The sequence below is a fragment of the Sphingomonas sp. RB1R13 genome (assembly GCF_036663775.1).
GTDB lineage: Bacteria > Pseudomonadota > Alphaproteobacteria > Sphingomonadales > Sphingomonadaceae > Sphingomicrobium.
The window spans coordinates 286,444-299,309 of sequence record NZ_JAXOJM010000002.1 but is presented as its reverse complement, the minus strand read 5'-3'; the positions used below and the strand labels follow the sequence as shown (position 1 = coordinate 299,309).

The following is a 12,866-nucleotide window of genomic DNA, read 5'->3' as shown; positions in this document are numbered from 1 at the left end:
TCGTCGATCTATCTAGTCCGGCTCGCTATAGGAGGGCGCTGCGCAAAGTGGCAATGCCGCAGCGTCACTTCATGACGAAATCATGTGTGCCCGTCGGTCAAAAACGTCCGGTTGTGCGCTAGTTGAGCGGAACAACAACTTCGTCGGGGCGGACCAGCCCGAGATCGCGGCGGACCAGTTCATCGGCCATGTCAGGATCAGCCTTGCGCGGATCGAGCAGCGCCGAGCGATGCTTGAGCTCGGCGCGCTGCTGTTCGAGCACGACCAGCTCTTTCTTGCGGTCGAGATAGTCGCGGTGATAGCCGCCCCAGGCGAGCAGGCCATTGGCCCCGGCAACCGCATAGCCGGCGAAATTTCCGATGATGATGACGGCCAGCGCAGGCAAGGCCGCGCGCCGCATCATCCGGATTGTTTTCGATCCCCCACTCATGACCCTTAAGAATCAGAAAGCGGCCGCCCATGCAAGCGCAAAGCGAGGGATTCACACGAATTTTTCGTTCGGTTACGCCGGATGGTAGGCACGAAGCGCCGAAACCCCCGGATAACGCGCCGCCGAACCCAATTCTTCCTCGATCCGAAGCAGCTGGTTATACTTTGCAGTGCGGTCCGACCGGGCAAGACTGCCGGTCTTGATCTGGCCGCAGCCCAGCGCGACGGCGAGGTCGGCAATGGTCGTGTCCTCGGTCTCGCCCGAGCGGTGCGACATGACTGCAGTATAGCCCGAGGTCTGCGCCAGACGGACCGCGGCAATGGTCTCGGTTAGCGTCCCGATCTGGTTGACCTTGATCAGGATCGAGTTGGCGATGCCGTCGGTGATGCCTTGCGCAAGGCGTTCCTCGTTGGTCACGAACAGATCGTCGCCGACCAGCTGGACGCGGTGACCGATCTTGTCGGTCAGCGATTTCCATCCGGCCATATCGTCCTCGCCCATGCCGTCTTCGATCGAGGCGATCGGGTAAGCGGCGGCGAGTTCGGCGAGATAAGCGGCCATGTCTTCGGGCGACAGCGTGCGCCCCTCACCCGTCATGGCATAGGCGCCGCCCTTGAAGAATTCGCTCGACGCGCAGTCGAGTGCGAGCAAGACGTCCTTGCCGAGATGATAGCCGGCCTTGCCGACCGCCTCGCCGATCAGGTCGAGCGCAGCGCGGGCAGAGGCGATGTTGGGGGCAAAGCCGCCCTCGTCGCCGACCGCGGTGGCAAGGCCCTTGGCATGAAGCTCCGCCTTGAGCGCATGAAAAATTTCGGTTCCGCAGCGCAGCGCCTCGGCGAACGACGGCGCGCCAACGGGCATCACCATGAATTCCTGGAAATCGATCGGGTTGTCGGCATGCGCGCCGCCGTTAAGGATGTTCATCATCGGCACCGGGAGCAAGGTGGCCCCGACCCCGCCGACATAGCGGTAAAGCGGAAGCCCGCGGGCATCGGCGGCGGCGCGGGCGGCGGCCAGGCTGACCCCGAGGATGGCGTTGGCGCCGAGCCGGTGCTTGTTGGGAGTGCCGTCGAGGTCGATCATCAGATGGTCGATCTCGGCCTGGTCCTCGGCTTCATAGCCGACCACGGCCTCGGCAATCTCGCCATTGACCGCATCGACCGCGCTGTCGACGCCCTTGCCGCCCCAGCGTGACTTGTCACCGTCGCGTTTTTCGACCGCTTCATGGGCGCCGGTCGAAGCCCCCGAGGGGATTGCCGCGCGGCCCAGGCTGCCGTCTTCGAGCAGGACATCGACCTCGACCGTGGGGTTGCCCCGGCTGTCGAGAATGGTTCGGGCGTGGATGTCGACGATCGCGGTCACTGGCACCTCGTGGAAAATAGCGTAGGCTGCCCCTATCTACGATGGACGCCCGCGACAAGTTTTGGGCTTGGGCGGGAACGGGCCTTCGGGCTCACGTGTTTGTAGCGGCGTAAGTTTTCCTGATTTAGCGGAGATGCGTACCATGGCCGACACCAACCTGCCCGAGGGCACCGACAGCATCGTTACCGATGTCGTCGCGACTCCGATCGCCGATTCGACCGAGATTACCAGTCGTCAGAACGGTGTTCGCGAGGCACTGAAGGGCGGCACCGACAAGCTGCGCTCGTCGGCCAGCGACCGCGCGATGGGCTTCGTCACGCAAGGGATCGAGCGGTCGTCAGGCGCGCTGAGCAATGTCTCGGCGCTGATCGGCGATACCGCTTCCAGCATCGACGAGCGACTGGGCAGTCAATATGGCGACTATGCGCGATCGGCTGCTTCGGCGATTGAACGCGCTGCGGGGAATTTGGCCAACAAGGAGCCCGATGAGCTGGTCGATGACGCCCGATCGATGATCCGCAAGTCCCCGGGTATCGCGTTGGCGGGGGCTGCAATCCTCGGCTTTGCGCTAGTTCGCGTCGTGAAGTCGGGGCTTGGTAGCGCGGGCGACTCTGATCGCAAGCGCAAGAATTAGGCCCGCTCCATGCTCAAGCGAAGCGATCCGCCTTCGGTCGACCCTGACAGCCTTAGTGGTCTGGTGGGGCGTGCAAAGGAGGAAGCGCGCGCTTGGGCGAGTGCTGAAGTGGCACTCTACCGGACAATCGCGACCGAGAAGGCCAAAGCGTGGCAAGTCCCGCTCGGCCTGCTCGGCGCGGCGTTGTTCCTTGGCCATGCGGCGCTGCTGGTCATGGTGGCGACACTGGTCATAGCGCTGGCGCAGGTGATGAACCCGGCGCTGGCGGGGCTGGTGAGTGTCATCCTGCTTGGCGGGATCGCCGCGGTGCTGGTCAAGGTCGCGCTGGCGAAGATCAAGGCGGGGCCGCGATGAGCGCCGCCGACATCCGCATCGCCGAAAAGCGCGGACAAGCTGACGCCGCGCGCGACGCGCTGCTCGGGACGGTCGAGGAGATTAAGGACCGGCTCGCCCCGGGCACGCTTGCCAGCGATGCATGGGAAGGCGCGAAGGAGAAAGGCGTCTCGGTGGCCAGCGGCGCGGTCGACAGTGTCATCCAGCGCCCGGTGCTTGCCGCCGGAGTCGCGGCGGGGGCGGCGCTGATCATCGCACGCAAGCCAATCTTCAGCCTGCTGGCCGGGCTGTTCACCGACAATGACCGCAAAGCCGGTCCCAAGAACAAGGAGTAACCTCATGGCAAAGCAGCTTAAGATCGAACACGACCTTCCCACCAGCGGCGGCAGCTTTGCCGACCGGGCATCGGCGGCGTTGGGCGAGTTGGGCGACACGACCACCGCCCAGATTGGCAACAGCCCGCTGATCGCGCTGGCCGGTGGGATTGCGCTTGGCGCGCTGATCGCCGCGGTGCTTCCGCAGACCGAGCGCGAGACCGATTTGCTCCAGCCGGTCGGGACCAAGGTCAACGACGCCGGGCGCGCCGGAATCGACAAGGTACGCGAAGCGGGCAAGGCCAAGGTCGATGAACTGGCCGGCGACAAGTTGCGCGAATTCTTCGGGCATGGCGGAGGCGTGGCCAAGGACGATTAGGTAGGGATACCCCCATCAATCATTTGCATGGCAGGGCGGTTTCGCCCGTCGCCCTGCCGTGCTAGCGGCTCGCCATGAGCAAGCTTCATCTCGTTTTCGGCGGCCGGGTCAAGGATCCGCGCTCGCTTGACTTCACCGACCTGTCAAAGATCGATTTTGTCGGGCTGTTCGACAATTATGCCGATGCCGAGGAGGCGTGGCGCGGGTCGGCGCAGCGGACGGTCGACGATGCCGAAATGCGCTATGTGGTGGTCCACCTCCACCGCCTGCTCGAGCCCGAAGGCCCGGCCTCTCCTGCCGTCTGACCCCGCCGTTCAAGCCTTGCGGTAGCGCCAAAGGAGCAGCGGGCGCTGCATCGCCACACCAGCAATAAACCCGCCAATGTGCGCCGGGGTCGCCAGCAGCATCCCCTGCTGGCCCATGACATAGCCAAAGCCGAACTGGATCAGCACCCAGGCGACGAGAAGCCAGGCGACGTTGAGCCAGCGATTGATCAGGCGCGACGTCACGATCTGGCGATGTTGGCCATAGCACAGCGCATAGGCGCCAATGAGCGCGCTGATTGCGCCGCTGGCGCCGACCACCGGATTGGCGCTGGTCGGAGCGACAAGATATTGCGCGGCGGCGGCAGCGAAAGCGCCGACGAGATAGAGCAGCACGACCGATCGCCCGCCAAGCACGCGCTCGACCGCAAGCCCGCACCATATCAGCATCAGCAGATTGCCGCCAAGGTGAAGCAGGCTGGCATGAACCAGGGTCGCCGACAGCGGGGTGAGGATGGCGGGCACGGCCGGCGACAGCACCAGCGTCCCCCCGAAGCGCGCCGGGATAAAACCCATCAGCAGCGACGTAACGCCGTCGCGGTCAATCAGCAGAATCAACAGCGAGACGATCGTCGTGACAACCGCAATCGCCCCGGTAACGGACTTCAGCTGCAGGGGAAGGCGCACGCTGCCCCGATCAGACGAAGTCGAGCTTCTGGATCTCGTAATATTTTTCGCCCGACGGGGTGGTCACTTCGACTTCCTCACCAACAAGGCGACCGATCAGTGCCTTGCCCAGTGGCGAAGCGTAGGAGATGCGGCCCTGCGTGGCGTTGGCTTCGACTTGGCCTACGAGCTGATATTTGACCTGCTTTTCGTCCTCGTCGAGCAACGTGACCGTCGCTCCGAACACGACCTTGTCGCCCGACAGCGTCGTCGGGTCGATCACCATTGCGCGGCTGAGCTGATCCTCCATGTCGAGGATCATCGCCTCGATCTGGCCCTGCCGTTCCTTGGCGGCATGATATTCGGCGTTTTCCGACAGGTCGCCATGGGCGCGCGCAATCTCGATCGCCTCGATCACTGCGGGGCGCTCGAACATCTTGAGCTGGCGCACCTCGGTCTCGAGCTTGCGGTGGCCCTCGGCCAGCATCGGCACCTTGTCGCTCGCCATCATCATGTCCCCTTCGGCGAAAACCGGTCCGCCGCCGCCCTTGAAGGCAGCGCTCCTGCGAACCGGGAATTCAGAAAATATCAGCGTTTCAGCGCTGAATAATAGGACTGAAGCGAGCGAACTTCAAGCGCATGCCCGCGCATCGCCCCGATGGCATGGGCAACGGCCAGGCTGGCGGCGGCGGTGGTGAAGTAGGGAACCTTGCGATGAAGCGCAGTCGAGCGGATCGCCTGGCTGTCCTTCATCGACTGCCAGCCCTCGGTGGTATTGAAGACCACCTGGACATCGCCGTCGGTCAGCCGGTCGACGATATGCGGACGGCCCTGCGCGACCTTGTTGACCGTCTCGACCGGGATACCCTGAGCACGAAGCACGTCGGCAGTGCCGTTGGTGGCGATCAGTTTGAAGCCGAGCTCGGCCATCTTCACGGCGGCGGGGATGATATTGGCCTTGTCGGCATCCTTGACCGAGATGAACACCGTCCCGCTGTCGGGTAGGACGACCCCTCCCCCAAGCTGTGACTTAGCGAAGGCAATATCAAAATTGTCCGAGATACCCATGACTTCACCGGTGCTCTTCATTTCCGGTCCGAGGACGGGATCGGTCCCGGGGAAGCGCGCGAAGGGGAACACCGACTCCTTGATCGCGATATGGCCGATGTCGCGGTTGATCGGCAGGTTCGGCGCGAGCGGCTCGCCGGCCATCACGGATGCCGCAATCTTGGCAATCGGGCGTCCGATCGCCTTGGCCACGAACGGCACGGTGCGCGACGCGCGCGGGTTGACCTCGATCAGATAGACCTTGGCGTCCTTGACCGCATATTGGACGTTCATCAGCCCTTTCACGTCGAGCGCCAGCGCAAGTTCGCGGGTCTGGCGTTCGATCTCGGCGAGGATGTCGGCGGACAGGCTGTAAGGCGGGATCGAACAGGCGCTGTCACCCGAATGGACCCCGGCTTCCTCGATATGCTCGAGGATCCCGGTCACTGCGACATCGGTCCCGTCGCAGATCGCGTCGACATCGACCTCGATCGCGTCGCGCAGATAGCGGTCGATCAGCACCGGCGACGAGCCCGACACCTGCACCGCGGTCGCGATATAGTGATCGAGCTGGTCGGGGCCGTCGACGACTTCCATGCCGCGTCCGCCAAGCACATAGGAAGGGCGCAGCAGCACTGGGTAGCCGATCCGCTCGGCGATCGCGATCGCTTCGTCGCGGGTGCGAGCAAGGCCGTTGGCGGGCTGGAGCAGGCCGAGCCTGTCGACCAGCGCGGCGAACCGCTCGCGGTCTTCGGCAAGGTCGATGCTGTCGGGCGACGTGCCGAGGATGGGCACGCCCGCCGCCTGGAGCCCCGCCGCCAGCTTGAGCGGGGTCTGCCCGCCAAGCTGGACGATCACCCCGAGCAATTCGCCCTTCTCGCGCTCACGGTCGATGATCGAGAGGACGTCTTCTTCGGTCAGCGGCTCGAAATAGAGGCGGTCGGAGGTTTCGGGGTCGGTCGACACCGTCTCGGGGTTGCAGTTGACCATGATCGTCTCAAGCCCGAGGTCGCGCAGCGCGAAGGCGGCGTGGCAGCAGCAATAATCAAATTCGATCCCCTGCCCGATGCGGTTGGGTCCGCCGCCAAGGATCATGATCTTCCTGCGGTCAGAGACATTGGCCTCGTCCTCTGCGCCGCCGAACAAGGGCGTCTCGTAAGTCGAGTAGAGGTAGGGGGTAGAGGCGTCGAACTCGGCGGCGCAGCTGTCGATCCGCTTGAATACCGGCAGCACGCCGAGCCTGACGCGCGCCGCGCGGACTTCGGCGGCAGTAATCCCGCCGGTCAGTGCCTTCAACGCGTCATGGACGATGCCCGATCCGGCAGCGGCCTTCTCGCTATTGGCGCGCGGTGCCCCCGCCGAGCGTAGCGCGAGCTGTGCCAGGCGGGCGTCGGAAAAGCCCATTGCCTTGAGGCGCCGGAGCCCGACGGCGTCCTGCGGCAGTCCCTGGTCGCGGACTTCCACTTCGGCGGCGACGATTTCGGCGAGCCGCTCGATAAACCATGGGTCGAAGCCCGAAATGGTGTGGATCCGCTCGACCGAGAAGCCGTGACGCAGCGCCTCGCCCGCGACCAGCAGGCGGTCTGGGGTCGGGCGGGCGAGCGCATTGGCAATCTCGTCGTCACTGGCAAACTCGAGCTCGCGCACGCGGTCAAGCCCGCACAGCCCGGTCTCGAGCCCGCGTAACGCCTTTTGCAGGCTTTCGGCGAACGAGCGCCCGATCGCCATCACTTCGCCGACCGACTTCATCGCGGTCGACAGCAAAGGCTCAGCGCCCTTGAACTTCTCGAACGCGAAGCGCGGGATCTTGGTCACGACATAGTCGATCGTCGGCTCGAACGACGCCGGGGTCGCCCCGCCGGTGATGTCGTTCATGATCTCGTCGAGCGTATACCCCACCGCCAGCCGCGCCGCGACCTTGGCGATCGGGAAGCCGGTGGCTTTCGACGCCAGCGCGGAGGAACGCGACACGCGCGGGTTCATTTCGATCACCAGCATCCGTCCGGTCTTCGGATCGACTGCGAACTGGACGTTGGAACCGCCTGTTTCGACACCTATTTCGCGCAGCACCGCGATCGATGCCGAGCGCATCCGCTGATATTCCTTGTCGGTCAGCGTCAGCGCCGGGGCGACCGTGATCGAATCCCCGGTGTGGACCCCCATCGGGTCGATATTCTCGATCGAGCAGACAATGATGCAATTGTCGGCGCGGTCGCGCACGACTTCCATCTCATATTCCTTCCACCCGACGACGCTCTCGTCGATCAGCACCTCGGTGGTCGGCGAGGCTTCGAGGCCCGAGCGGACGAAATGCTCATACTCTTCGCGGTTGTAGGCAATGCCCCCGCCGGTCCCGCCCAGTGTGAAGCTCGGCCGGATGACGGCCGGAAGCCCGATCTCGGCGAGTGCACCTGCGGCTTCATCCCAGCTGTGGACGATCGCCGAGCGCGGGCTTTCGAGCCCGATGCGGTCCATCGCGTCGCGGAATTTCTGCCGGTCCTCGGCCTTCTCGATCGCCTCGGCATTGGCGCCGATCAGCTGCACCCCGAGCCGGTCGAGCGTGCCGCTCTTGAACAGCGCGAGCGCGGTGTTGAGCGCGGTCTGCCCGCCCATCGTCGGGAGCAGCGCGTCGGGGCGCTCGGCCTCGATGATCTTGGCGACGACCTCGGGGGTGATCGGCTCGATATAGGTCGCGTCGGCGAGCTCGGGATCGGTCATGATGGTCGCCGGGTTGCTGTTCACGACGATGACGCGATAGCCCTCGGCCTTGAGCGCCTTGACCGCTTGCGAGCCAGAGTAATCAAACTCCGCCGCCTGGCCGATGACGATCGGGCCAGCGCCGATGATGAGGATGGACGAGATGTCTGTGCGGCGGGGCATTATTTCGTCGTATCCTCAGGGATCAGGTGTTGATTTTGCGCTTCGAGCGCTTGCGCAATTCGTGGCCACGCTTCCCAGCCGCGCAGAAACAAAGAATCGCGTTCTATGAAGCCGCCAGCAGCGTAGGGCGTGGATTGAATATCGACCTCCGAAAGATCGTAGCCAAGTTTCTTCATGATGAGAAAAATCAGGTGCGTTTGCTTGAACGATGCGCGCTTCATGCGATCTTCTAGGCCGTCGTTACTGCCCGGCTGAATAGCATCAATGTACTCATGCCATGCAGCCATGATGTCACGACAAGAGTTGAAATCCACAGGTATCATGTTGATAGCCACTGTGTAGGCCGCGTCGCCGGGCAGGTGTCGTGTGGAAACCAACATTCTCATTGTTTGAGTTTGTTGTTCTTTTTTCCTCCGACGCCCTTCTGCCCACAGTGAAATGACAACTGCGACTATCGGGGCGGTAAATACAGCTGCCAGCGTGAGAATTTCGTTTGATGTCATCGCATCATCCCCACGAACTTCTCGAACAGATAGAAACTATCCATCGGGCCGGGGCTCGCTTCGGGGTGGTATTGGACCGAGAAGGCGGGGCAGTCGGTTAGTTCGAGGCCGCAGTTGGAGCCGTCGAACAGGCTGAAGTGAGTCTCGCGGACGTTCGCTGGCATTCCCTCGCGCTCGACCGCGAAGCCGTGGTTCATCGAGGTGATCTCGACGCAGCCGTCGGCGATGCGCTTGACCGGATGGTTGGCCCCGCGATGGCCCTGGAACATCTTCGCCGTCCGCCCCCCGACCGCGAGCGCGAGCAATTGGTGACCGAGGCAGATGCCGAACAGCGGGAGCTTCGTCTCGAGCAGCTTCTGGATGACCGGCACGGCATATTCGCCGGTCGCAGCGGGGTCACCGGGGCCGTTGGAGAGGAAGATGCCGTCAGGGGACTGGGCCATGATCTCGTCATAGGTGGCAGTCGCGGGGAGGATGGTGACCCGGGCGCCAGCCTCGACGAGGTTGCGGAAGATATTGCGTTTCGCGCCATAGTCGATTGCGACGACGTGGGGTCCGCCCTTCCCGTCACTCGCGCCAACCAGGTCGAGCGAATATTTGCCCCCCGACCAATTCTCGACAGCCTCGCGCGACACCTCTTTCGCCAGGTCCATGCCCTCCAGCCCGGGCCACGCCATCGCCTGCGCCCGCAGCGCCTCAAGGTCGAACTCGCCACTCGCCGAATGGGCGATCACCACCGTCGGCGGGCCTTCGCGGCGGACGAGCTGGGTCAGCGCGCGCGTATCGAGCCCCGACAGCCCGATCCGCCCGCCCGCCGCCATCCAGTCCGAGAAATCACTCGTCGACCGGTAATTGCTCGCCGCGGTGACGACCTCGCGGACGATGCAGCCAAGCGCATGCGGGTCGCCTGCCTCGTTATCGTCGTCATTCGCCCCGACATTGCCGATATGCGGGAAAGTGAACGCCACGACTTGCTTCGCAAAGCTCGGATCGGTCATCACTTCCTGATAGCCGGTCATGGCCGTGTGAAAGCACAGCTCGCCGACCGCCGATCCTTCCGCGCCAAACCCTTGCCCCCACGCCACACGCCCATCGGCGAAGACCAGCGCGCCGGTCGCACCCTTGGGCTGATCGTTGGACGTAGTGCGTGCGTCGGCCATCGGCGGATGGGCCTTTCGGTGTCAGGTTGGCAGCAATGTCGCTAAGCCGCAGCAGCTAGAGCCGGATGGCGCTCAGGTCAACGGCTGTGCGGGTCCAAAAATCGACGCTACACTACAGGTTTCCGCTTATTCGCACGGACCCGAACATGATTCGCGACGACATCAAGGCCGCGCTGGTGACCGCCATGAAGGGCGGCGACAAGGCGACGACGGGCACGCTTCGCATGGTCAGCTCGACCATCAAGAACCGCGATATCGAGGCGCGGACGGGAAAGGCGCCCGAGGATGACGATCTGCTCGTCACCGAAGTCTTGCAGAAAATGATCAAGCAGCGCCGCGAATCGGTCGAGCTCTACCGCAAGGGCAACCGCGAGGAACTGGCCGCGATCGAGGAAGGTGAAATCGCCACGATCGAACGCTTCTTGCCCCAGCAGATGGACGATGCCGAAGCGAAAGCCGCAATCGGCGCGGTCATCGCCGAGGTCGGTGCGGCCAGTATGAAGGATATGGGCAAAGTCATGGCACTGGTGAAGGAACGCCACGCCAGCAGCATCGAGCCAGCCCGCGCAAGCGCGCTGGTGCGGGGGTTGCTGGGGTAGACTGAAAAAAAAATTCACTTCACAAATTCCGCTCATCCCGAGCGAAGTCGAGGGACGTCACGGCAAGGAATTTTCATTGGCCTTCTGGGTCTACATCCTGAAGTGCGCCGACGGCCTCTACTATACCGGTCACACCGATGACATTGAGCGCCGCATTGCCCAGCATCATGCTGGCGGAACTTGCGCCTTCACATCAAGGCGCAGGCCGGTCGAATGCCTGTGGTCGGAATATTTTCCGACCCGTTTGGAAGCGTTCGAAGCGGAACGGCAGGTCAAAGGCTGGTCGCGCGCCAAGAAGGAAGCGTTGATGCGCGGAGACTGGGCAAGCGTTTCACATTTCGCCCGACCGCCCAAAGAGCGTCCCTCGACTTCGCTCGGGATGAGCGGAATGGAGGAGAGGGAAATTCACGACCTCGCTCATCCCGAGCGAAGTGGGGGGGCTTAGTCAGCGCATGTCCCTCTCCCCCCAATTCCTCGACGAACTGCGTGCGCGGACGCTGCTGAGCTCGGTCATTGCGCCGTCGGTCAAACTGTTGCGCGCCGGGCGCGAGTGGAAGGCGTGTTGCCCGTTCCACCAGGAAAAGACTCCGTCCTTCACGATCAACGACGACAAGGGCTTTTACCATTGCTTCGGCTGCGGCGCGCATGGCGATGCGATCCGCTTCCTGACCGAGGCGCAGGGCATGCCGTTCATCGACGCGGTCAAGGAATTGGCGGGCAAGGCCGGCATGGAGGTCCCCGCCGCCGATCCGCGCGCGCAGGAAAAGGCCGAGCGCGCGACCGGGCTGACTGACGTCATGGCGGCGGCGCAGCGCTGGTTTGCCGAGCAGCTCGCCGGGTCCGATGGCGATTCGGCGCGGGCCTATCTGAAAGCGCGCAACATCGACCCCGCGCTGACGCTGCGCTTCGGTCTTGGCCTTGCCCCCAATGCGCGCAATCGACTGAAGGTCGCATTGAACAGCTTTGGCGAGCAGGCGCTGGTCGACACGGGGATGCTGATCAAGCCCGAAGACCGCGATGAGAGCTATGACCGCTTTCGTGGTCGCCTCATGATCCCGATTCGCGATCCGCGCGGGCGGGTGATCGCGTTCGGCGGGCGGATATTGGGCGACGGCGAGCCGAAGTATCTCAACTCGCCCGAGACCGTCCTGTTCGACAAGGGCCGCACCCTCTACAATATCGACCGCGCCGCCCCCGCCAGCCGCACCGCGAAACGGCTGATCGTCGTCGAAGGCTATATGGACGTCATCGCGCTCGACCGCGCCGGGATTTCGGAGGTTGTCGCCCCCAATGGCACGGCCGTGACCGAGGCCCAGCTCGAGCGAATGTGGCGGCTCGATCCGGCGCCGATCCTGTGCTTTGACGGCGACAGCGCGGGGCAGAAGGCCGCAATTCGGGCGGCAATGCGTGCCCTGCCCTTCCTCGGACCTGAACGCACGCTGCGTTTTGTCGCCCTTCCCCCCGGGCAAGACCCTGATGACCTGTCGCGATCGGGCGGACGCGCCGCGCTTGATGCGCTGTTCGCCGAGCCCCAGCCGCTGGTCGAGCGGCTGTGGATCCACGAGCGCGATGCCGCCCCGCTGACTACCCCCGAAGCCCGCGCAGGCTTACGACAGCGTCTTATTGATCACGCACAAGCGATTGGGGAGAAGAATCTTTCTTCGCTCTATCGCGATGAATGGCTCACTCGGTTCGACTTACTCGTTCGCCCTCAACGTGGCGCGCAGGGCGGCCAGCGCCCGTTCGTCAGGCAAGGCAAATATGATCCCAAGACCCGCCGCTTCACGCCCCCCGAAGGACCGACCGGGCCCGAGATGCGCGCGATCGGATCGGGCGGGATCGATGGCTCGATGGCCAGCGCGCTGCTGACCGGCTTTGCCCTATTCCCCGATGCGCTCGGTTCCCGGCTTGAGGCGCTTGCCCACCTGCCCATCGGCGACCGTGCCGCCGCGGCTAGGCGCGACCAGTTGGTCGAAGCCGCAATGTCGGGCGAAGTGCTTGATCGTGCGGCTCTTGCCCCCATATTGGTGGGGAGCGGCGACCGTTCACAGCGGCGCGGCGGTATCGGCTTTTCCTTTACCCGGCCAGAGACCGACCCGGTTCAAGCCAAGACCGACTTGGCGGCGGCGATCGACGCGCTGGTGGCGTCGGCCGAGGTCGAGCAGGCGCTCGGACAAGCGACCAAGGCGCTGGCCGCAGGAGACGACGAGGCGTTCGCGGAGCAGCAGCGGCTGCACCGCCTGCGCGATGAAATCAAGGAACGGCTGGCGCTGCTGGCCGGCAATGAGTAAGCGGC

The 12,866-nt window shown here is 64.1% G+C and carries 15 protein-coding genes; 8 read left to right on the top strand and 7 right to left on the bottom strand.

Annotated features, from left to right (window positions below):
* Nucleotides 1–118 precede the first annotated feature (118 nt).
* Nucleotides 119–430, bottom strand: coding sequence for an FtsB family cell division protein (locus tag U1700_RS07615; RefSeq protein ID WP_332751623.1), 312 nt, complete (start codon nt 428–430; stop codon nt 119–121).
* Between the two features lie 72 nt (nt 431–502).
* The gene (gene eno / locus U1700_RS07610; protein WP_332751621.1) at nt 503–1,792 is read right to left on the bottom strand and encodes a phosphopyruvate hydratase; all 1,290 of its coding nucleotides are present in this window, start codon (nt 1,790–1,792) and stop codon (nt 503–505) included.
* Nucleotides 1,793–1,934: 142 nt separating this feature from the next.
* Between eno and U1700_RS07605 the strand changes: the two genes are divergently transcribed.
* The 5 genes from U1700_RS07605 to U1700_RS07585 all read left to right on the top strand — a co-directional run bounded on the left by U1700_RS07605 (nt 1,935) and on the right by U1700_RS07585 (nt 3,757).
* Nucleotides 1,935–2,426, top strand: coding sequence for a hypothetical protein (locus U1700_RS07605; protein ID WP_332751619.1), 492 nt, complete (start codon nt 1,935–1,937; stop codon nt 2,424–2,426).
* Nucleotides 2,427–2,435: 9 nt separating this feature from the next.
* Nucleotides 2,436–2,780, top strand: a complete 345-nt coding sequence (locus tag U1700_RS07600; RefSeq protein WP_332751617.1) for a phage holin family protein — start codon at nt 2,436–2,438, stop codon at nt 2,778–2,780.
* Nucleotides 2,777–3,094, top strand: a complete 318-nt coding sequence (locus U1700_RS07595; protein ID WP_332751616.1) for a DUF3618 domain-containing protein — start codon at nt 2,777–2,779, stop codon at nt 3,092–3,094. Before U1700_RS07600 ends, U1700_RS07595 begins: the two co-directional genes overlap by 4 nt.
* A 4-nt stretch (nt 3,095–3,098) precedes the next feature.
* Entirely contained in the window at nt 3,099–3,452 is a 354-nt protein-coding gene (locus U1700_RS07590) for a hypothetical protein (protein WP_332751615.1), read from the top strand.
* Nucleotides 3,453–3,526: 74 nt separating this feature from the next.
* Nucleotides 3,527–3,757: a DUF4170 domain-containing protein gene (locus tag U1700_RS07585; protein ID WP_332751613.1), complete on the top strand. Its 231-nt coding sequence runs from the start codon at nt 3,527–3,529 to the stop codon at nt 3,755–3,757.
* A gap of 9 nt (nt 3,758–3,766) precedes the next feature.
* On the opposite strand, the gene U1700_RS07580 is transcribed toward U1700_RS07585, so the two are convergent.
* From U1700_RS07580 to carA, 5 genes are all read right to left on the bottom strand, one after another.
* Nucleotides 3,767–4,402 carry a rhomboid family intramembrane serine protease gene (locus U1700_RS07580; protein ID WP_332751611.1) on the bottom strand — a complete coding sequence of 212 codons (636 nt, stop codon included), beginning with the start codon at nt 4,400–4,402 and terminating at the stop codon, nt 3,767–3,769.
* Nucleotides 4,403–4,412: 10 nt separating this feature from the next.
* On the bottom strand, nt 4,413–4,892 hold the full coding sequence (gene greA / locus U1700_RS07575) for a transcription elongation factor GreA (protein ID WP_332752264.1): 480 nt from the start codon (nt 4,890–4,892) through the stop codon (nt 4,413–4,415).
* Between the two features lie 77 nt (nt 4,893–4,969).
* Nucleotides 4,970–8,308 carry a carbamoyl-phosphate synthase large subunit gene (gene carB, locus U1700_RS07570; RefSeq protein WP_332751609.1) on the bottom strand — a complete coding sequence of 1,113 codons (3,339 nt, stop codon included), beginning with the start codon at nt 8,306–8,308 and terminating at the stop codon, nt 4,970–4,972.
* Nucleotides 8,308–8,811 carry a DUF6680 family protein gene (locus U1700_RS07565; protein ID WP_332751608.1) on the bottom strand — a complete coding sequence of 168 codons (504 nt, stop codon included), beginning with the start codon at nt 8,809–8,811 and terminating at the stop codon, nt 8,308–8,310. The genes carB and U1700_RS07565 overlap by 1 nt, the downstream gene beginning before the upstream one ends.
* Nucleotides 8,808–9,971 (bottom strand): glutamine-hydrolyzing carbamoyl-phosphate synthase small subunit, encoded by a 1,164-nt coding sequence (carA, locus tag U1700_RS07560; RefSeq protein ID WP_332751607.1) that lies wholly within the window; start codon nt 9,969–9,971, stop codon nt 8,808–8,810. Before carA ends, U1700_RS07565 begins: the two co-directional genes overlap by 4 nt.
* A 146-nt stretch (nt 9,972–10,117) precedes the next feature.
* Here carA and U1700_RS07555 point away from each other — a divergent pair, with 146 nt between their 5' ends.
* The 3 genes from U1700_RS07555 (at nt 10,118) to dnaG (ending at nt 12,861) form a co-directional block, all read left to right on the top strand.
* A complete protein-coding gene (locus tag U1700_RS07555) occupies nt 10,118–10,570 on the top strand; it encodes a GatB/YqeY domain-containing protein (protein WP_332751606.1) in 453 nt (150 codons plus the stop codon).
* A 76-nt stretch (nt 10,571–10,646) separates the two neighbouring features.
* The gene (locus U1700_RS07550; RefSeq protein WP_332751604.1) at nt 10,647–11,015 is read left to right on the top strand and encodes a GIY-YIG nuclease family protein; all 369 of its coding nucleotides are present in this window, start codon (nt 10,647–10,649) and stop codon (nt 11,013–11,015) included.
* A 7-nt stretch (nt 11,016–11,022) separates the two neighbouring features.
* A complete protein-coding gene (gene dnaG / locus U1700_RS07545; RefSeq protein WP_332751603.1) occupies nt 11,023–12,861 on the top strand; it encodes a DNA primase in 1,839 nt (612 codons plus the stop codon).
* The last annotated feature ends 5 nt before the right edge of the window (nt 12,862–12,866 follow it).